Raw genomic sequence first — 19,433 nt, 5'->3', positions numbered from 1 at the left:
CACACCCCGGCGACCCTCCCCGCGACGTGCTGCGCGCTACGTTCGACGCATGCCGAAGCGGATCGTAGTCGTCGGGGCGGGCATCGCCGGGTTGGCGACCGCTGTGGCCCTGCAACAGCGCGGACTCGACATCACGCTTGTCGAGGAGCGCACCGACACGTCCTCGGGAGCCGGAATCAGCATCTGGCCCAACGCTTTGGCCGCGCTCGACAACATCGGCCTCGGCGACCCCGTGCGTGAGGCCGGCGGCCGGGTCACGGCAGGTGCGGCGCGCTGGCGTGACGGCAGCTGGTTGCGGCGACCCGAACGGCAACGCCTCATCAAGGCGCTCGGCGAACCTCTTGTCGTCATCCGCCGTTCGGCGTTGACATCGATTCTGGCCGGGGCGCTCGCCGACGGCACCGTGCGGGCCGGCGTGGCGGTGGAGGCGCTGGCGGTGACCGGCGACGGCATCCGAGTCACGTTGGCCGACTCCGCGGTGCTGGAGGCCGACGCCGTCGTGGGCGCCGACGGCACGCATTCGATGGTCGCCCGTCATCTCAACGGACCGCTGCACAACCGATATGTCGGCTACACCGCGTGGCGCGGGGTGGCCGACTGCAGAATCGATCCCGAGCTCGCGGGCGAGACACTCGGCCCAGCGTGCGAGTTCGGCCACGTCCCACTCGGGCAGGACCACACGTATTGGTTCGCCACCGAACGAGTACCCGAGGCGACCACGGCGCCGCAGGGTGAACTGGCCTACCTTCGGGAGCGGTTCGCGTCGTGGGCCCCGCCCATCCCCGAGATCCTGGCCGCCACGGATCCCGCCGCCGTCTTGCGCAACGACCTCTATGACCGCGACGAGGCGCGGCAGTGGTCGCGGGGTTCCATCGTGACGGTCGGTGACGCCGCGCATCCGATGCGTCCGCACCTGGGACAGGGCGGCTGTCAGGGGCTGGAGGACGCCGCGATCCTGGCGCGGTTCCTCGATGGCGACGACGACGTCGGTGCGGCGTTCGCGCGGTTCGTGGCGTTTCGCCGTCCGCGGGTCCGCTCGCTGGTCCGCGAATCGCGGTTCATCGGGCGCGTCATGAACCTGCCGCCGGCGCTCAGTGCGCTCGTGAGCCGGGCGACGGTGCTGGGACCCGAAGCCCTGATCGCCGGTCACCTGGCCGCTGTGGCGGCACGATCGGCGTTCAAGCCGCCCACCGACCGCGACGTGTCCGCGGCGTGAGCGTGCGGCTGGGCCCGCTGGTCGTCGACGCGGCCGACCCGCCCGCGTTGTCCGCCTTCTGGGCGGCAGTCCTCGGGGTCGACGCGCAGCGCCGGCTACTGGTCTTTCGACCGCAGGACCGCCCGAAGACGGTGAAGAACCGCGTCCACGTGGACCTCGACGTCCGCGACATCGCGGCGCTCCTCGACCTCGGCGCCCGTGTGCTCGCCGAGCACCCCGGGTGGACGACGCTCGCCGACATCGAGGGCAACGAATTCTGCGCGTTCCCCCGAAAGCGGGATGAAGGCCCTCCCGCCCGCCTGTTCGCCGTCTGCACGGACAGCGACCGCCCCGAAGAGCTCGCCGCCTGGTGGGCGCCGCGGGTGGGGGCCGAGCTGCGCGACGGCCTCGACGGGACGCCGCGGTGGCTCTACGGGTCATCCGGCTGGGAGGACCTCATCTGGAAGTTCGTCCGCGTCGACGACCGCCGTGTCGTTCCGAACCGCTGGCAGTGGAGCGTCGACTCGGCCCCCGACGGGCTGACAGACCCGCAGGGCAACGAGTTCAGCGTGCTCCGGCGATCGTCCCGATCGGGTTGAGCAGCGCGGTGCACATCTGACGCGGATTGACGAAGCCGAACAGGCCGCTGGACGGCATCGCCGCGCAACCGGTCGCGGTGGCGGGCACGGTCCGTGCGGTCGGCGCGGACGGACCCGACGGCGTGGTCCACACCGCGGGCGTGGCACCGCGGGGCCCGCACTTCGGCCACGCCTTCAGGCCCTGGGTGCGCAGGACGTTCTCGGCCACGCGGATCTGCTCTGCGCGCGATGCGGTCGCCGGGTTGCCGACACCGCCGTTGGAGGCCCAGGTGGCCTGCTTGAACTGCAGGCCTCCGTAGTGGCCGTTGCCCGTGTTGGTGGCCCAGTTGCCGCCGGATTCGCATTCGGCGATGGCGTCCCAGTTCACCGAATCGGCGTTGGCGGTGGCCAACGACGACTCGGACAGTGCCATCGGCACCATCGCCAGCGCTCCGGAGATCGCCGCGGCCAAAAGGCCCTTGCCCACTGCGGTACGAACGTTCATCTCTGCGGTCCTTCCCCGACCGTTTTTCACAAGGCCCGCATCCGAGAACCCCTCGATCTCCGCTGCGGTTATCCGGTGTGTCGGGTGATGAACGTCACGTGTTACGCGAGGGTCAAAAGTTTTATTCGTTACTTAATTGGCGTAAGAGCCTTCTGAGAAAGAAGAGGCGGTGCCGGATAATCCCGGCACCGCCCCTGATAAGACGAAAACGCGTGCTTAGCCGCGACCGCCGCAGGTCGGCCATGCGCCGATGCCCTGCGACTGCAGCACGTTCTCGGCGACGCGGATCTGCTCCTCGCGGCTGGCGTTGTGCGGGGAGCCGCTGCCGCCGTTCGATTGCCACGTGCCCATGGTGAACTGCAGGCCGCCGTAGTAGCCGTTGCCGGTGTTGATGGACCAGTTACCGCCCGACTCGCACGCCGCGACGGCGTCCCAGTCCACACCGCTGTCCGCATTGGCAGTGCCGGTGGCCAGAGCCATGGGCGCCACTGCGAGCGCGCCGGCAAAGGTCGCCAGGCCAAGTGTCTTGCGGATGTTCTTCAACTTCTATCCTTTCGCCACGCGCGCGCCAACACACGCCCGCGCAGATCGCACGGGGTGGGCATGCCTGTCGGCCAGGCCAGGAGTTGGGCCGCACCGTCTCGGTCGGGTGCGACAGCGGGAGGCCGGAAGTGCCTCGCCGGGCCTTCGCGCCGGCGGCCGCCGGAGACCGTTGGCCTCCTACAGCCCCACTCACACACAGGTTCGTGGTTTTCAAATTGTTTGCTCCGGGTAGAGCCATTGGGGACCGTACAAAATGAGTTCCGCCGTCGTCATATCGAGCGAAGGTGTGTCGCGGCAAGATCACGAAACGATTACGGCGAAGATCTCCGTGCGTAGTCCCTGGTAGTACGGCGGTTTGACGGAGACGCCAAAACTCGTGTTCGCCCCGGTTCTCGTGAGCCATCTCACGGCTAATTTGTGAGCTGGGCCACGGCTATGCGCGGTCGCGCCTCAGCTCGGGCGGCCAAAACCGCAGTGGCGTGGACAAAATGACCGCAGCGGGCGCGATCGTTGCCCGTGACCGTGGTGACTTCGCTGGCCCGTCGACCCAGTCCGACAGCCGAAACATCGTGCGCATCAGCGACTCACGAAGACAACCCGAACGCACCTGCACGATGGCATCCCACCGCCGTTCCGGCAGCCCGTGACGGACTCCGTTATGCCAGCGGGCTTTTCGGCGTTGGGCACCGACACTCGGCACATCTCAAACAGCGAACCAGCCGTGAGCACTCCGTGCATGGCCCTTTTGGAAGCGACCGTTCCAGCCGTCGCGGCCTGCCTTTTCCGGGCGCCACACACCGAAAGAGACCTCACGAAGGCCGAATTCACCCACTGACCCATCGAAAGCCGTTGGAAGCTCGGACCATTCGACTACCCACTTCGCCTTCTGACACAGAGGCGATTTCGGCATGTAGGTGCGCTTTATTACGGCGGAATACGAACTAATTCACTGGCGCGAATTCAATTCACACCTTCACGAATAGCAGGTATTTCAGTCGGTGAATTTGCTAGGCGATTTGCACGTCGCGGATGGCGGCGAGATCGGCGGCGGTGTTGACGTTGGTCAGCGCACGCTGTTCGGGCATGACGATCCGCTGGGTGTCGACCCGGTCCACCAGCGCGCGCATGCTTCGCTCCCCCGCAGCGATCAGTTCGTCCACACGCCCGGCCAGCGCGGTGCGATAGACACCGGCGAGGTAGTGGTCACGGCCGTCCCATGGCAACACCACGTCGGCCTCCACGCGAAGCGCCGGGGCCACCAATTCGTCGATCAGCTCGACGGTCAGCAGCGGCATGTCCACCGCGGAGACGAACGCGAGTTCCGACCCGGCCTCGGCCGCAGCCCGCAGCCCCCGGCCGGTCGCCAACAGCGGGCCGACGCCGCGCACCTCGTCGCGCAGAACCTCGGCGTCGAGCGCCGGCAGTGCCTGCCCGGGGGCGGCGATGACGAAGATCGGCGCGCACCGCGGCGCCAGGATGCTCACCATCCGCTCGACGAGCGTGGTGCCCTCATACGGCAACGTGGCCTTGTCGCGGCCCATGCGGCGGGAAGCCCCGCCCGCCAGGATGATTCCGGCCAGCGGAACGGTGGTCGTCATGACGGTGACGTTAGTCGACAGTCCAGGTGTCTTTGCCCCGAAGCAGTGACTGAAGTGCGGCCGTGTCGTGCGCCTTCTCGGAGCGGGCCGCCGCGATCTGCCGGCGGGCCGCGTCGTCGTAGGTCGGCTTGCTCACCTGACGGAAGATGCCCATCACCATGTGTTCGAGGCTCTGGTCCGACAGCCGCGACAACGCGAACGCGTAGGCCGGGTCCTCGAGGTTGGCGTCGTGGACGACGATCTCGTCGGCCGACACATCGGCGGTCTTGGCGATCTCGAGCCCGTAGCCGGACTTCACCACGCAGTACTCGCCGTCGGCGCCGAACGTGACCGGCTCGCCGTGGGTGAGGTTGATCAGCCGCTCCTCGGCGCCTTCCTTGCGCAGGGCGTCGAACGAGCCGTCGTTGAAGATCGGGCAGTCCTGCAAGATCTCGACCAGGGCCGCACCGCGGTGAGCGGCGGCGGCGCGCAGCACCTCGGAGAGCCCCTTGCGGTCGGAGTCCAGTGCACGGCCGACGAACGTCGCGTCGGCGCCGAGCGCCAGCGACACCGGGTTGAACGGGTAGTCCAGCGAGCCCATCGGAGTGGACTTGGTGACCTTGCCGACCTCCGACGTCGGGGAGTACTGGCCCTTGGTCAGCCCGTAGATCCGGTTGTTGAACAGCAGGATCGTGATGTTGATGTTGCGGCGCAGCGCGTGGATCAGGTGGTTGCCGCCGATCGACAGCGCGTCGCCGTCACCGGTGACGACCCACACCGACAGATCCTCGCGGGCCAGCGCCAGGCCGGTCGCGATCGTCGGGGCGCGGCCGTGGATCGAGTGGAACCCGTAGGTCTCCAGGTAGTACGGGAAGCGACTCGAGCAGCCGATACCGCTGACGAACGCGATGTTTTCGCGGCGCAACCCCAGCTCGGGCAGGAAGTTGCGGATCGTGTTGAGGATGACGTAGTCACCGCAACCGGGGCACCAGCGGACCTCCTGGTCGCTGGTGAAGTCCTTCGACTTCTGCGGCTGATCGGTCGTCGGCACCCGGCTGGTGCCTGCGGTCAACCCGAGATCTGCTCCGATCAAGTCGGTCATACGTTCGCTCCCACACCGCTCACGCCGACTTCGACGGTGGCCGCCGCCAGTCGTGCGAACTTCACTTTGTCACTTTCCTTCTCGCCCAACGTTCCGTCCAGTGCCGCATCAATGATGCCTTCGACCTCGTCGGCCAGGAAGGCCATACCTTCCACCTTGGTGACCGACTGGACGTCGACCAGGTACTTGCCCCGCAGCAGCAGAGCGAGTTGGCCGAGGTTCATCTCCGGGCACACCACGGTCGGATACCGCCGCAGCACCTCACCGAGGTTGGCCGGGAACGGGTTGAGGTTGCGCAGGTGCGCCTGGGCGACCTTGATGCCCTTGCGACGCGCGCGCCGGCACGCCTCGCCGATCGGCCCGAAGCTCGAACCCCAGCCGAGCATCAGCAGATCCGCATCACCGGTCGGGTCGTCGACCTCGAGATCGGGCACGGCGATGCCGTCGACCTTGGCCTGCCGCAGCCTGACCATCAGATCGTGGTTCTTGGGCTCATAGGAGATGTTCCCCGAGCCGTTGGCCGCTTCCAGACCGCCGATCCGGTGCTCGAGGCCGGGCGTACCCGGAATCGCGAACTGGCGGGCCAGGGTCTCGGGATCACGGGCGTACGGCTGGAACGGCTCGCCGGACTTGGCGAACGTGTGCTCGATGGCCGGGTAGCTGCTGACGTCCGGAATGCGCCATGGCTCAGAGCCGTTGGCGATCGCGCCGTCGGAGAGGATGACCACCGGCGTGTGGTAGTTGACCGCGATGCGGGCGGCCTCCACGGCGACGTCGAAGCAGTCCGACGGCGAGCGGGGTGCGATCACCGCGACCGGCGACTCGCCGTTGCGGCCATACATCACCTGCAGCAGGTCCGCCTGCTCGGTCTTGGTCGGCAGACCGGTGGACGGCCCACCGCGCTGCACGTCGATGATGATCAGCGGCAGTTCGGTCATCACCGCCAGACCGATCGCCTCGGACTTCAGCGAGATGCCCGGGCCCGAGGTGCTGGTGACACCGAGGGCGCCGCCGTAGGACGCGCCGATGGCCGCACCGATGCCGGCGATCTCGTCTTCGGCCTGGAAGGTCAGCACGTTGAAGTTCTTGTGCTTGGACAGCTCGTGCAGGATGTCGGACGCCGGGGTGATCGGGTAGGTGCCGAGCACGACCTGCAGGTCGGCGAGTTGACCGGCGGTGACGATTCCGTAGGCCAGTGCGGTGTTACCGGAAATCTGGCGGTACTCACCGGTTCTGAGCTTGGCGGGCGCGACCTCGTAGGTGCTGGCGAACGCCTCGGTCGTCTCGCCGTAGTTCCAGCCGGCCTTGAGAGCGAGCACGTTGGCCTCGGCGACGTCGGGTTTGCGCGCGAACTTCTCGCGGATGAACGCCTCGCTGTGCTTGAGTTCGCGGCCGTACATCCACGACAGGAGACCGAGCGCGAACATGTTCTTCGCGCGCTGGCCGTCCTTCTTGGACGCGCCGATGGGTTCGACCGCGCCGAGCGTCAGGGTCGTCATCGGCACGGCCTGCACGACGTAGTCGGACAGTTCGTCGGTCTCCAACGGGTTGGCTTCGTAGCCGACCTTGGCGAGGTTGCGCTTGGTGAACTCGTCGGAGTTGGCGATGATCAGCCCGCCGCGAGGCAGGTCGGAGACGTTGGCCTTCAGCGCCGCCGGGTTCATCGCGACGAGCACATCGGGGCGGTCGCCCGCGGTGAGGATGTCGTAGTCGGCGATCTGGATCTGGAACGACGACACACCGGGCAGCGTGCCCTGCGGCGCGCGGATCTCGGCGGGGTAATTCGGTTGCGTGGCAAGGTCGTTGCCGAACAAGGCGGCTTCGGAGGTGAACCGGTCACCGGTGAGCTGCATACCGTCGCCGGAGTCGCCGGCGAAGCGAATGACGACCTTCTCGAGCTTCTGTCGAGGACTCGCACTCCCCGGACTGACCGCGTTGTCGTTCGCTGCCACGAGGCCCGCCTTCCACGCTGCGTGGGGATGTCCTCCGAGTCACAGTCGATCGACGCGCCGTCGGTGGACGTCCACCAAGATTTTTGATGTCACTACCAGTACCGATTATTGCACTTTTCTTAGGCGGCCCTTCACCGGACTCGCCTGCGGCGTGCCGCATCCGGGGGGTCGAACGCACAGCTCAGCCAATGTGCGGGTGGCTGCCGTGAGACATAACTGTGTTGTTCGTCACGTCTACGAGACAAAAATTCTAAGGAAATGCTTACCGTCCAGTAGCCGGTAGCAAGCACCGTCGTCGGTGCTGGTCGTCCGGTTGTCAGTGCCGGGTGGAGGCAGAGTCGCCGCGCCGTTCGTGCCAGCGCAGGCGCAGTAACAGCAGGTGGCGGTGCGCGCGGAAGCCAGCCGACAGCGGATCACGCCAGACCGGCATGCGGCGGTTCGGTTCGAGTTCGTTGTGCACGCATCCATTGTGCCGTCCGCATGGTGATGACGCCGCCTCGCGCGCTGGCCCCGACATGAACAGCACCCAAACGTTATCGACGTCGATTCGCCCTAGGGTGGAGTCATGGGTCGGGTCACAGCCAGGCGGCGGGCACAGCATGTGACCATGGACTCCGCGGTGGCGCGGCCGGAGACCCTGGTCGTCGAGGAGCCGATGGAGATCCGCGTCAACGGCGCGCCCATCACGGTGACGATGCGCACTCCGGGCTCCGATGTCGAACTCGCGCAGGGTTTTCTACTGACCGAGGGCGTCATCGCCGGACGCGACGACGTGCTCACGGCGCGATACTGCAAGGGCACGGGCGTCGATGACACCGGCTTCTCCCAGAACACCTACAACGTTCTCGACGTGACGCTGGCCCCGCACGTCGCGCCGCCCGATGTCGATGTCACGCGCAACTTCTACACGACATCGTCGTGCGGGGTCTGCGGTAAGGCATCGCTGGAGGCCGTGCAGTTGAGCAGCCGCCACGGCCCCGGGGACGATCCGACCACCATCACCGCCCAGACCCTCTCGCAGTTGCCGGCGCGGCTGCGCAAAGCCCAGAAGGTGTTCGCCAGCACCGGCGGCCTGCACGGGGCCGCGCTGTTCGACTCCGACGGCACGACGCTCGCCGTGCGAGAAGACGTCGGCAGGCACAACGCCGTGGACAAGGTCATCGGCTGGGCGGTCGAGCAGGACCGCATTCCGCTGACGGGGGCCGTCCTGCTGGTCAGCGGACGCGCTTCGTTCGAGCTGGCACAGAAGGCCGTGATGGCGGGAATCCCGGTGCTCGCGGCGGTGTCGGCGCCGTCGTCGCTGGCCGTCGACCTGGCCAGCCAGTCCGGGTTGACGCTGGTGGCCTTCCTACGGGGGCGGTCGATGAACGTCTACACCCGTCCCGACCGCGTCGTGCACTGACGCGGCGACCGCCGCTTGATCGAAGTCGGGCGCCGCTTGATCGTCGTCAGGCGGGAACTGATTGCCCGACTCCTCAACGCGGCTCGTACCTCGCCGCTTGATCGTCGTCAGGCAGACTTGTCGCGACGCTCGGGACGCGACGGCTTGCGCGGCACGATGGTCGGCAGCACGTTGTCCTGCACCGTCTCCTTGGTGACGACCACCTTGGCGACGTCGTCGCGGCTGGGGATGTCGTACATCACCGGCAGCAGCACTTCTTCCATGATGGCGCGCAGACCGCGGGCTCCGGTGCCGCGATGGATGGCCTGATCGGCGATCGCCTCCAGCGCCTCGTCGGTGAATTCGAGTTCGACGCCGTCCATTTCGAACAGGCGCGTGTACTGCTTCACCAACGCGTTCTTGGGCTTGGACAGAATCTGCACAAGAGAGTCCTTGTCCAGGTTCGTCACCGACGCCACGACCGGCAACCGGCCGATGAACTCCGGAATCAGCCCGAACTTGATCAGATCCTCGGGCATGACCTCGGCGAAGTGATCGGCGGTGTCGATGTCGGCCTTCGAGTGCACCTCGGCGCCGAAGCCCAGGCCGCGCTTGCCGACGCGGTCGGAGACGATCTTCTCCAGACCCGCGAACGCACCCGCCACGATGAACAACACGTTGGTGGTGTCGATCTGGATGAACTCCTGGTGGGGATGCTTGCGGCCGCCCTGCGGAGGCACCGACGCCTGCGTTCCCTCCAGGATCTTCAGCAGCGCCTGCTGGACGCCTTCGCCGGAGACATCGCGGGTGATCGACGGGTTCTCGCTCTTGCGGGCGATCTTGTCGACCTCGTCGATGTAGATGATGCCGGTCTCGGCGCGCTTGACGTCGTAGTCGGCGGCCTGGATCAGCTTGAGCAGAATGTTCTCGACGTCCTCGCCCACGTATCCGGCTTCGGTCAGCGCGGTGGCGTCGGCGATCGCGAACGGCACGTTGAGCATCTTGGCCAACGTCTGCGCCAGGTAGGTCTTACCGCAGCCGGTCGGGCCGAGCATCAAGATGTTGGACTTGGCCAGTTCGACGGGCTCGGAACGCGAATCGCGGGTCTTCTCCCCCGCCTGGATGCGCTTGTAGTGGTTGTAGACGGCGACCGCGAGCGTGCGCTTGGCGGTGTCCTGTCCGATGACGTAACCCTCGAGGAAGTCGCGGATCTCCGCGGGCTTGGGCAACTCGTCGAGCTTCACGTCGTCGGCGTCGGCGAGCTCCTCTTCGATGATCTCGTTGCAGAGATCGATGCACTCGTCGCAGATATAGACGCCCGGACCCGCAATGAGCTTCTTAACCTGCTTTTGACTCTTGCCGCAGAACGAGCACTTCAGCAGGTCACCGCCGTCTCCAATGCGCGCCATGGTGGTGGGGTCCTACTTTCCTCGCAGCCGATGAAGCTTCTTTTCTATGGTTGCCTCGGGTGGTGAACCCGACGCTACCCGTTTGTTCCCGCGCGACGCGACCGATAAAGCCGAATCGCGCCAGTGGTATTCATCTGTGTTCGCGCCAACATATCGTCTGATCACCCCCGGACCCCAGCGAACGCGCCGCCGTGTCTTTGGCGTGTCGTCGCCGTGACCGGACCGAGAGAGCGTCGGCACCCAAACTACCCGTTAATCGGCGTGGTGCACCCCGCCGCCGATCCGTGTGACGCTATCGGCGCCCGGGGCCGGCGGGACCCGGCCCGACCGGACCCGGCCCGACGGGGCCGGGACCAACGGGGCCCACCACTCCTCCGACGCCGACGGGGCCCGCGGGCCCGACGACAGGAGCGGGGTTGAGATAGACGTTCACGTCATTGGGGACGCACTGATCGGTGTACATGTCCCAGTACGTCCCGGCAGGACAGACCGGTTCCTGAGCCTGGCTCACCGCCGGTGACGCGATCTGGGTCAGCCCGCACACCACGGCCGCCGCCAATGCGGTCATCGCGAAACCCGCTCGCTTCCCAACCGTCATCGCAATCCTCCCCTGGCCGTCCGGCGGTGCAGACGAACAGCGTGCCACGCGAACCGCCCAGGAGAACCGGGTTTCGCGCAGTTGGGAAGCGGATCAGGCGGTCTGAGCGGACAGCTTGCGGTACTCCAGGACGGTATCGATGACGCCGTATTCCTTGGCCTCTTCCGCGGTCAGAATCTTGTCGCGGTCGGTGTCCTTGCGGATCTGCTCGGGGGTCTTGCCGGTGTGGTTGGCCAGCGTCACCTCCATCAGCGTGCGCATCCGCTCGATCTCCTTGGCCTGGATCTCGAGATCGGAGAACTGGCCCTGGATGACGCCGGCCAGCGCGGGCTGGTGAATCAGCACGCGCGCGTTCGGCAGCGCCATCCGCTTACCGGGGGTGCCGGCGGCCAGCAACACCGCGGCGGCCGAGGCGGCCTGACCCAGACACACCGTCTGGATGTCGGCGCGCACGTACTGCATGGTGTCGTAGATCGCCATCAGCGAGGTGAACGAGCCGCCCGGCGAATTGATGTACATCGTGATGTCGCGGTCCGGGTCAAGCGACTCCAGCACCAGCAACTGGGCCATGATGTCGTTCGCCGACGCATCGTCGACCTGCACACCGAGGAAGATGATGCGTTCCTCGAACAGCTTGTTGTACGGATTGGACTCCTTGACGCCGAAGCTGGAGTGCTCGATGAACGACGGCAGGATGTAGCGGGCCTGGGGTTGCAGACGGGCGTCGGTGTGATCGGTCATTTGTCTAGTCCTGCTCCTGGTCCTGAGCCGTTGACGCTCGCGCTGGTGATGATGTGGTCGACGAAGCCGTACTCCAGGGCCTCCTGCGCGGTGAACCAGCGGTCGCGGTCGGAGTCCGCTTCGATCCGCTCGATCGGCTGCCCGGTGAACTCGGCGTTCAACCGGAACATCTCCTTCTTGATCACCGCGAACTGCTCGGCCTGGATGGCGATGTCGGCCGCGCCGCCGGTGATACCGCCGAGCGGCTGGTGCATCAGGATCCGGGCGTGGGGCAGGGCGTAGCGCTTACCCTTCGTGCCCGCCGCGAGCAGGAACTCACCCATCGAGGCGGCCATACCCATGGCGTAGGTGGCGACGTCGCACGGCGCCAGCACCATGGTGTCGTAGACCGCCATGCCGGCGCTGATGGAGCCGCCGGGCGAGTTGATGTAGAGGTGAATGTCCTTGGTGGGATCCTCGGCGGACAGCAGCAGAATCTGCGCGCAGAGCTTGTTGGCGATGTCGTCATCGACCTGTGAGCCCAGGAAGATGATCCGCTCCGCCAGCAAGCGCTCGTAGACCGAGTCGACAAGGTTGAGGCCGTGCGAGGCGCCACGCATGTGGGTCACGACTGGATACCTGCTTTCTTCAAGAGCTTGATACTCACCGACACTAACCAACCCGCGCGAGCGTGCAGTCCCTAGACGGGCTGCGTTCGCTCACAGCGTCACTTCGTGTCGGCCGACTCCTCGTCCGCTTCGGGTTCGGCAGCCTCCGACGCCTCGTCGGCAGCTTCCTCGGTCTGCGCGTCAGAGCGGCCGAAGAACTCGGTGGTGTCGATCACGTTGCCGTCGGAGTCGGTGACGGTGGCGGCCTCGACGACGGCCGCCAGCGCCAGGCCGCGACGCACGTCGGCGAACAGGGCCGGCAGCTGGTTGTTCTGCTGCAGCGACTGGATCAGCTGCTGGGGCTGCAGGCCATACTGCTGAGACATCAGCATCAGGCGTTCGCTGATGTCGTTCTGGCCGACCTGGACGTCGAGCTTGTCGGCGATCGCATCGACGAGCAGTTGCGTCTTGACCGCCTTCTCCGCGTTGGTGCGGTTGTCGGCGTCGAACTGCTCGCGGCTGCTGCCCTGGGCCTCGAGCGCCTCGGCCAGACGTGCCTCGTCGTGGTCCAGCCCGTGGATGGCGTTGTGCAACGCGTCGTCGACCTGTGCCTGCACCACCTTCTCGGGCAGCGGCACCTCGACCTGCTCGAGCAGCGTCTCGAGCACTTTGTCGCGGATCTTCTCGGCCTGCTGCACCCGCTTGACCCGGCGCACCTGCTCGACGAGCGACTCCTTGAGCTCGTCGATGGTGTCGAATTCGCTTGCCAGCTGGGCGAATTCGTCGTCAGGCTCGGGCAGCTCGCGCTCCTTGACCGACTTGACAGTGACGGTCACCTGCGCCTCCTTGCCGGCGTGCTCACCGGCGGCCAGCGTGGTGGTGAAGACGCGGGTCTCCCCCTCCTTGAGGCCGACGATCGCCTCGTCGAGACCGTCGATCAGCTGACCCGAACCGACCTCGTGCGACAGCCCCTCGGTGGCGGCCTCGGGCAGCTCCTGGCCGTCCACGGTGGCCGACAGGTCGATGGAGACGAAATCGCCGTTCTCGGCGGCACGCTCCACGCCGGTGAGCGTGCCGAAGCGGGCGCGCAGCGACTGCAGCTCGGCGTCGACCTCTTCGTCGGTCACCTCGATCGCGTCGACGGTCAGCGTAAGCTCCGACAGCTCGGGAAGCTCGATCTCCGGGCGGATGTCGACCTCGGCCGTGAACGTGAGGTCCTGGCCGTACTCCTTGTTGGTGATCTCGATCTCGGGCTGGCCCAGCGGCTGCACCTCGGAGGTGGTGACCGCCTCGCTGTAGCGGTTGGGAAGAGCCTCGCTGACGACCTGGTCGAGCATCGCTTCGCGGCCGACGCGGGCCTCGAGAAGCTTGCGCGGCGCCTTGCCGGGACGGAAACCGGGGAGCCGGACCTGCTTGGCCAACTGCGCGAATGCGCGGTCGAAGTCGGGTTCGAGCTCGGTGAAGGGCACCTCCACGTTGATGCGCACCCGGGTGGGGCTCAACTTCTCGACGGTGCTCTTCACGATCTTGCTCCTCATTGTTTCTGGTGTCGTCGGTGTCGCAGTCGGGGTGACAGGATTTGAACCTGCGGCCTTCCGCTCCCAAAGCGGATGCGCTACCAAGCTGCGCTACACCCCGTGCTCTGCTCGTCGCGCCGACGCTTGAGCGCTGCGCCCGCGCGGGCCGTCCGCAAAACACGGAACGACCACGCGAGATACTACGGGCTGGACACGCGAAGCCTTCAATTGGATTTGATTTGGCTGCCGCCGGTACGATCTGGTCTTGCTGTACATGCGGGCGTAGCTCAATGGTAGAGCCCTAGTCTTCCAAACTAGCTACGCGGGTTCGATTCCCGTCGCCCGCTCCACTTGCCACCAGCGCCAGCGCGGTGGCACGCGCGTTCGACCCGCTCGGCGGTCCCTTCACACGACACCCCCGCAACTGGCCGCGGTACGGACATGATCATCGTTATGCTCTCGGCGATGCTCTCCGCGCCGGTACGCCACACCGCAGGTCAGCGGAAGTAGGCGATGATGCGGGTGCTGGCGATGTTCCGCGTGCACAACGGCGAGGACGTGCTGCCGCGGGTGCTCGACGCCCTGGCCGGCTGGTGCGACGACGTCTACGCCGTCGACGACCGCAGCACCGACGGAACCGCGCAGATCCTGCACGACCATCCCACGGTCACCAACGTCGTGCACGCCCGCTCCGACCTTCCGCCGACCCCGTGGCTGATCCCCGAACCGCCGGGCCTCGAATTGCTCTACCGCATGGCCGACTTCTGCCGCCCCGACTGGATCTTCATGATCGACTCCGATCAGGTGGTCCACACCGACACCGACATCCCGGCGATGCTCGCTGGCGTCCCCGACGATGTCGCGGCGCTGATGTGTCCGATGATCCCCAGCTGGGACGATCCCGACTACCCGGACATGATCCCGCTGATGGGCACGGCCGAATCGATGCGCGGACCGTTCTGGCGCTGGCGTCCCGGTTTGCGCGCCGGAACGCGCGCGATCCACAACCCGCACTGGCCGGCCAACATCACCGAACGCGGCGGCATCGGGGTCGCCAACGACGTACGCCTGCTGCACACTGGGTGGTCGACGCTGGCCGAGCGGATCGCCAAGGTCGAGCACTACCAAAAGCTCGATCCCCACTCCGAGTTGAACTACGGCGTGCCCTACGACCGCGCCCTGCTGTTCGGGTACGCCTACGACGAACTCGACCTGCTGCGCTCCGATTACCGGCGGCGGGCACGAGGTGACTTCGACTCCGCCGAACCCGGCGCTCGCGTGCCCATCGATCGCGACCGGCTGGCAATCGCGTCGGGCTACGGCCGCCGCGCCACCGGATTCCACCCCGGCGTCGACTTCGCGGCGGCACCGGGAACCCCGGTCTACGCCGCGACGTCGGGCATCGTCAGCCGCGTCGCGGACCTCGATGACGAAGGGCTGCAATCGGTGACGATCGCCGGGGCCGACAGTGAGAACTCCTACGTCTTCCGGCCGGGTGACGATCGCCGGATCGAGGTCGGCTCCCGGGTCGACGCGGGTGCGCAAATAGGCGTCTTGCAGGCGCAGGCCGAATCAGCCGACGGTTTCCTGCATTTCGAGGTCCGCATCGACGGTAAGCACGTCAACCCCGTGCGTCATCTGGGGAACATGGGGCTCAAGCCGTGGACGCCGTCGGGGCGTCCACGCCCGGTGTCGGGCACGTTCCCGCCGTCGTCCCCCTGCAAGATCATCGTCTGAGTTGATCCTCCAGAGCCCGCGCCGACCGGATCGTCGAACGCACCTCCTGGAGCAGCTTGGCCGGATGCTGCTGGTCCATCGCGCTGAGCCGGTTGTACTCATGAACGCCGAAACCCGCTGACTGCAAACGGATGTCGTATCGTAGTGCCAACGTCCGCAAGGCTTCGAAGTGCAGATAGGGCACCAACGGCTGACCCGTCACCATCAGGCACGACGAGCCGTGCATGCCGGCCGTCTGTGCGGCGAACGTGTACGTGTCAGCCGAATTCGCTCGACGGCGTTCGGGATCGGGCGACGGTGTCTCGAGCAGCATGACGGGAACCCCGAATTCGTTGCTGTCGGGCGGAAAGTGCCACACCGTCTCGTTGGACTGCACGCGGTCGACACGACGCTGCACGTGCGCGTAGACCTCGTCGACGTCGAGGCCGAAGACGTCGCGCGCGGCGGCGACCATCAACTCGAACTCGGTCCGTGCGCCCGGCGCGCAGGCGGCGACGGCGTCGGCCTCGGAGTCCAACAGGCGTCGCGACGCCGCGGCGAGGACGACATTACCGACGCGGCGGCTGGCAACCATCTCACCGGCGTAGCGGGTTCGAAGCAGGTTCGTGTACCGCCCACCGCCGATGACGACGAGGTGATCGAACTCGGTTCCGCTGGGCTGTAACTCGGCGATGAGTCCCAGTTGATCCGCCAAGCCCTCGATCCGCTCGAGCTGATCACCAGGCAGGTCGAGACGAGGGATCAGCCACCGGACCGCCCCGCCGGCATCCTGGTTGTGGAACCGGGCCGCGCTCTGTTGGCGCGCTTTGGCCCGGTAGTCCCACACCCCGCTGAACTCGTCGAGGAACGCGAGCCGTGCGCTGAGCGTGAGGCCCGGTGGGATGCACCCGCCGAACATGTCGACCAGTTCGCTCAGGGCGGGATGGGTGCACCACGCCTCGATCTGTCCCCGGTATTCCGCGGCGACGTCGCACATTCGATGCATCCTTTTCGCATACCGCCAGCGGCGCCGGGTGGTAATCATAATGCGGCATATGTCGTGAGACGGGAGCACTTTACGGTGAGGATCCTCGTTACCGGCGGCGCCGGCTTCCAAGGGAGTCACCTCAGCGAAGCCCTCCTCGCAGCCGGGCACCGCGTGACCGTTCTCAACACTTTTTCCGTGACCGGCAAGCAAAATCTGGGCGCGATCACGAACGATGACCGGGCCGACATCGTGTTCGGCTCGGTCACCGACTGGGAGCTGGTCAGCAAGACGGCGCGCGATCACCAGGTGATCTTTCACCTGGCGGCCAACGTCAACGTCGACAAGTCGCTCAGCGATCCGAGGAGCTTCGTCGACACCAATGTGGCGGGGACGCAGAACGTTTTGGAGGCTGCCCGCCAATACGGGGCACGGCTCATACTCGCGTCGACGTGCGAGGTGTACGGCGACGGACATCGCCTGAGCCCGGGCAGCTTGCTGGACGAAACCGCCGAACTGAAGCCGAACAGCCCGTATGCGGCCTCGAAGGCCGCCGCCGATCGTCTCGCGTACTCCTACTACCGGTCCTACGGCATGGACATCACCATCGTCCGGCCGTTCAACATCTTCGGCGAACGCCAGAAGAGCGGCGCGTACGGGGCACTCATCCCCATCCTCGTGCGCAAGGCGTTGACGGGCGAAGACCTCGTGATCTTCGGAGACGGAAGTGCCACCAGGGATTATCTCCACGTCAGCGATGTGGTGAACGCATACCGGCTGGTGTTGAACACGCACGACTTGGCGGGCCGTGCCATCAATGTCGCGAGCGGTGTGAACACGCGTGTACGCGACATCGCCGACTACATCGCCGACAGGTTCGGAACAACGGTGGTCAACGGGCCCCCACGCCCCGGGGAGGTGACCCGCTTCCCGGCATCCATCGAATTCGCGCGGCGGATCGGTTTCGCTCCCGAGGTGAAGATCTGGGAAGGGATCGATCGCTACATCGAGTGGGCGAAACAGCAGCCTCTCCCGGCCCGCTGAATCATCGGAGCCTACAACGGTTTTCGGGCCTCAACGAGCACCCGGGTGGGATGGGTGACGAACCGCCCGTGCGCCTCGATGTGTTCGTGCACCGCGCGCAGGCGCGTGAGGTACGGCTCCGCCGTGAAGTCCGGCACCGTCCAGACGAGCTTGCGCAGGAAGTAGACGACCGCGCCGATGTCGTAGTACTCGGCGGTGAGCTTTTCGAGGCGCAGGTCGACGACCTGCAAACCGGCCGCCTGCGCATGCGCGGCCTGCACGGAGGGCTCCATGTGCGCGCCCAACTCCGGCATCGGCCCCATCACGGCTTCGATGAGTTCGAGCGCGGTCGCCGGCCCCGGGTGCTGGGCCAGATAGGTTCCGCCGGGCCGCAGGACACGGGCGATCTCGCCCCACCAGACGGCGATGGGGTGGCGACTGCTCACCAGGTCGAACGCCTCGTCGGCGAACGGCAAGGGCGGTTCGCCACGGGTCTGCACCACCACGACGCCGCGGGGGTGCAGCATCCGGGTCGCCTTGGCCGCGTTGGGTGGCCACGATTCGGTGGCCGCCATCGTCGGCGGGAACTTCTCCACCCCGGCGAGCACCTCTCCCCCGCCGGTGTAGAGGTCCAGTGCCGCCGACACCTCACCCAGCCGTCGGCTGAGCAGGCGCTGAAAGCCCCACGACGGCCGCTCTTCGGTGGCGCGGCCGTCGAGCCAGGAGAAGTCCCAGCCGTCGATGGGCTCGGCGGCCGCCTCGGCCACGAGTTCGGTGAACGACCGCCCCATCGAGCTCACCCCGCCACCGCGGTGCGGTCGGGTGCGCGGCTCGCCAGAGCCAGGGCGATCGCACAGAGCAGCAAGACGACGAACACCGGCCAGATTGCGACGATCTGAGCCAGCAGGCCAAAGGCCACGCCGAGGATCCCGGTAACCACAGCGGCGAGCGTAGCGGCGAAGCTGATCAGCACGGGGCGTTGTTCTTCGGGCGCGAACGCGCTGATCCACGACACCGTCGCCGCCGCGATCGCGGCGTTCGACAGGACGACGAGAAAGAAGACGACGCCGTACGCCCACAGCTGCGGCTCGGCGAAGACCAGTTCGTTGGCAAGGCAGATCACCGTCGCTACGCAGCTGATGAAGGCGCTCGACACGAGCATCCCGCGCACTCCGGACCTGCCGAACACGTTGCGCCACAAGAACGAACCGGCGACCAACCCTGCCGCCGAACCGATCACGATCATGTGCAGGCTGCCGGCCGTATCGACATGGGCCAGCGACGTACGCAGCGCAAAGAACGTCTCGTTCACCACGAGGGGGACGAACACGATCTGCGTCATCAGGAACACCCGGTACCAACCGGTGGTACGGAGCACGGCGAGCCCTTCGCGAAAATCGTCGACCATACGGCGGGGTGGAGCCACCGTCCCCGGCCTCGACGGTCCGACGATGATCGCTGCCACGACGGCGACCCCCATCGCCGCGGCGCCCAACCAGAGCACATCGAGATGTCCGTCAGCGGTATCGCGGTTGGGCAGAAGCGGAACGAGCAGCAGCGTGGCCGCGAAGGTGAGGATCGCCCCGAGCGCCTGCTGGTTGAGCACCAGATCGTTGCGCCGCGCCCCGGTGATCATGCGCGAGATGATCTCGGCGTACGCGTTGTTGGCCACTCCCATCGCGCCACCGATGAGCACCGATGACGCCAGGAACGTGAAGACCACCAGGGTGTTGTGCAACGCGGCCGTGGCGACGAGCGCGGTCAGGACGGCGATGGCGCCCGCAGCGGCGGCGATCACGCCATTCGTCCGGTGCCCAGACCGTTTGAGCACCTGCGATGACATGGCATTCCCGAGCACGAAACCGATGCTGAAACTCGGCACGACGAAACCCGCCGCGACGTTCATGTCCTCGGACACCAGAAGGAACGGCAGGACGGCGAGAACGCTGCCCAATTGCGCGCCCATGAAATAGAAGGCGCCGAACCCCAGCAGTACCCGATAACGGCTCTGCGCCACGGCCACC

Annotated in this window: 19 protein-coding genes and 2 tRNA genes; 6 read left to right on the top strand and 15 right to left on the bottom strand. The window is 66.6% G+C overall.

The genetic code is table 11. The features are described from left to right. The first annotated feature begins 49 nt into the window (after positions 1–49). Positions 50–1,216: an FAD-dependent oxidoreductase gene (locus RMCN_RS01750; protein WP_067386771.1), complete on the top strand. Its 1,167-nt coding sequence runs from the start codon at positions 50–52 to the stop codon at positions 1,214–1,216. Beyond that, positions 1,213–1,794, top strand: coding sequence for a VOC family protein (locus RMCN_RS01745; protein WP_067386768.1), 582 nt, complete (start codon positions 1,213–1,215; stop codon positions 1,792–1,794). The genes RMCN_RS01750 and RMCN_RS01745 overlap by 4 nt, the downstream gene beginning before the upstream one ends. On the opposite strand, the gene RMCN_RS01740 is transcribed toward RMCN_RS01745, so the two are convergent. From RMCN_RS01740 to RMCN_RS30935, 6 genes are all read right to left on the bottom strand, one after another. Continuing rightward, entirely contained in the window at positions 1,760–2,278 is a 519-nt protein-coding gene (locus RMCN_RS01740) for a transglycosylase family protein (protein ID WP_064413640.1), read from the bottom strand. The two genes, RMCN_RS01745 and RMCN_RS01740, sit on opposite strands and share 35 nt — an antisense overlap. Positions 2,279–2,494: 216 nt before the next feature. Continuing rightward, a complete protein-coding gene (locus tag RMCN_RS01735) occupies positions 2,495–2,821 on the bottom strand; it encodes a transglycosylase family protein (protein WP_064413639.1) in 327 nt (108 codons plus the stop codon). Between the two features lie 1,007 nt (positions 2,822–3,828). Then, positions 3,829–4,419, bottom strand: coding sequence for a molybdenum cofactor guanylyltransferase (gene mobA, locus RMCN_RS01730; RefSeq protein ID WP_084377011.1), 591 nt, complete (start codon positions 4,417–4,419; stop codon positions 3,829–3,831). A 10-nt stretch (positions 4,420–4,429) separates the two neighbouring features. Further along, positions 4,430–5,500, bottom strand: coding sequence for a 2-oxoacid:ferredoxin oxidoreductase subunit beta (locus tag RMCN_RS01725; RefSeq protein WP_064413638.1), 1,071 nt, complete (start codon positions 5,498–5,500; stop codon positions 4,430–4,432). After that, positions 5,497–7,452: a 2-oxoacid:acceptor oxidoreductase subunit alpha gene (locus RMCN_RS01720; RefSeq protein ID WP_067386766.1), complete on the bottom strand. Its 1,956-nt coding sequence runs from the start codon at positions 7,450–7,452 to the stop codon at positions 5,497–5,499. Before RMCN_RS01720 ends, RMCN_RS01725 begins: the two co-directional genes overlap by 4 nt. 316 nt (positions 7,453–7,768) lie before the next feature. Then, positions 7,769–7,912, bottom strand: a complete 144-nt coding sequence (locus RMCN_RS30935; RefSeq protein WP_165604394.1) for a hypothetical protein — start codon at positions 7,910–7,912, stop codon at positions 7,769–7,771. A gap of 105 nt (positions 7,913–8,017) precedes the next feature. Between RMCN_RS30935 and fdhD the strand changes: the two genes are divergently transcribed. Further along, complete coding sequence (fdhD, locus tag RMCN_RS01710; RefSeq protein WP_067386762.1) at positions 8,018–8,854, top strand: formate dehydrogenase accessory sulfurtransferase FdhD; 837 nt, start codon at positions 8,018–8,020, stop codon at positions 8,852–8,854. 107 nt (positions 8,855–8,961) lie between these two features. Here fdhD and clpX read toward each other — a convergent pair whose 3' ends face one another. From clpX to RMCN_RS01680, 6 genes are all read right to left on the bottom strand, one after another. Continuing rightward, complete coding sequence (gene clpX, locus RMCN_RS01705) at positions 8,962–10,242, bottom strand: ATP-dependent Clp protease ATP-binding subunit ClpX (protein WP_064350393.1); 1,281 nt, start codon at positions 10,240–10,242, stop codon at positions 8,962–8,964. 292 nt (positions 10,243–10,534) lie between these two features. Beyond that, on the bottom strand, positions 10,535–10,840 hold the full coding sequence (locus tag RMCN_RS31220; RefSeq protein ID WP_067386760.1) for a hypothetical protein: 306 nt from the start codon (positions 10,838–10,840) through the stop codon (positions 10,535–10,537). A 93-nt stretch (positions 10,841–10,933) separates the two neighbouring features. Then, positions 10,934–11,581, bottom strand: coding sequence for an ATP-dependent Clp protease proteolytic subunit (locus RMCN_RS01695; RefSeq protein WP_064413635.1), 648 nt, complete (start codon positions 11,579–11,581; stop codon positions 10,934–10,936). Then, positions 11,578–12,240: an ATP-dependent Clp protease proteolytic subunit gene (locus tag RMCN_RS01690; RefSeq protein WP_263987725.1), complete on the bottom strand. Its 663-nt coding sequence runs from the start codon at positions 12,238–12,240 to the stop codon at positions 11,578–11,580. The genes RMCN_RS01695 and RMCN_RS01690 overlap by 4 nt, the downstream gene beginning before the upstream one ends. A 47-nt stretch (positions 12,241–12,287) precedes the next feature. Then, positions 12,288–13,691, bottom strand: a complete 1,404-nt coding sequence (gene tig, locus RMCN_RS01685; protein WP_067386920.1) for a trigger factor — start codon at positions 13,689–13,691, stop codon at positions 12,288–12,290. Positions 13,692–13,732: 41 nt separating this feature from the next. Continuing rightward, positions 13,733–13,806 (bottom strand) — tRNA-Pro (locus RMCN_RS01680). Between the two features lie 155 nt (positions 13,807–13,961). On the opposite strand from RMCN_RS01680, the gene RMCN_RS01675 reads away from it, so the two are divergent. Together RMCN_RS01675 and RMCN_RS01670 are read left to right on the top strand one after the other, a co-directional pair. Beyond that, positions 13,962–14,035, top strand: a tRNA-Gly gene (locus RMCN_RS01675). Between the two features lie 166 nt (positions 14,036–14,201). Further along, a complete protein-coding gene (locus RMCN_RS01670; protein WP_067386918.1) occupies positions 14,202–15,422 on the top strand; it encodes a peptidoglycan DD-metalloendopeptidase family protein in 1,221 nt (406 codons plus the stop codon). Here the strand turns inward: RMCN_RS01670 and RMCN_RS01665 are convergent. Beyond that, positions 15,412–16,398, bottom strand: a complete 987-nt coding sequence (locus RMCN_RS01665) for a hypothetical protein (protein ID WP_234787528.1) — start codon at positions 16,396–16,398, stop codon at positions 15,412–15,414. The genes RMCN_RS01670 and RMCN_RS01665 overlap by 11 nt on opposite strands. Before the next feature lie 84 nt (positions 16,399–16,482). On the opposite strand from RMCN_RS01665, the gene RMCN_RS01660 reads away from it, so the two are divergent. Next, complete coding sequence (locus RMCN_RS01660) at positions 16,483–17,430, top strand: dTDP-glucose 4,6-dehydratase (RefSeq protein WP_067386756.1); 948 nt, start codon at positions 16,483–16,485, stop codon at positions 17,428–17,430. An 11-nt stretch (positions 17,431–17,441) separates the two neighbouring features. On the opposite strand, the gene RMCN_RS01655 is transcribed toward RMCN_RS01660, so the two are convergent. Both RMCN_RS01655 and RMCN_RS01650 read right to left on the bottom strand, forming a co-directional pair. After that, positions 17,442–18,200 (bottom strand): class I SAM-dependent methyltransferase, encoded by a 759-nt coding sequence (locus RMCN_RS01655; protein WP_067386916.1) that lies wholly within the window; start codon positions 18,198–18,200, stop codon positions 17,442–17,444. A gap of 5 nt (positions 18,201–18,205) precedes the next feature. After that, a complete protein-coding gene (locus RMCN_RS01650) occupies positions 18,206–19,432 on the bottom strand; it encodes a hypothetical protein (protein WP_067386754.1) in 1,227 nt (408 codons plus the stop codon). Position 19,433 lies beyond the last annotated feature (1 nt).

Source organism: Mycolicibacterium novocastrense (assembly GCF_001570485.1).
Taxonomy (GTDB): Bacteria; Actinomycetota; Actinomycetes; order Mycobacteriales; family Mycobacteriaceae; genus Mycobacterium; species Mycobacterium novocastrense.
The sequence above is the reverse complement of the archived record's forward strand: the minus strand, read 5'-3'. Positions and strand labels throughout refer to the sequence as shown.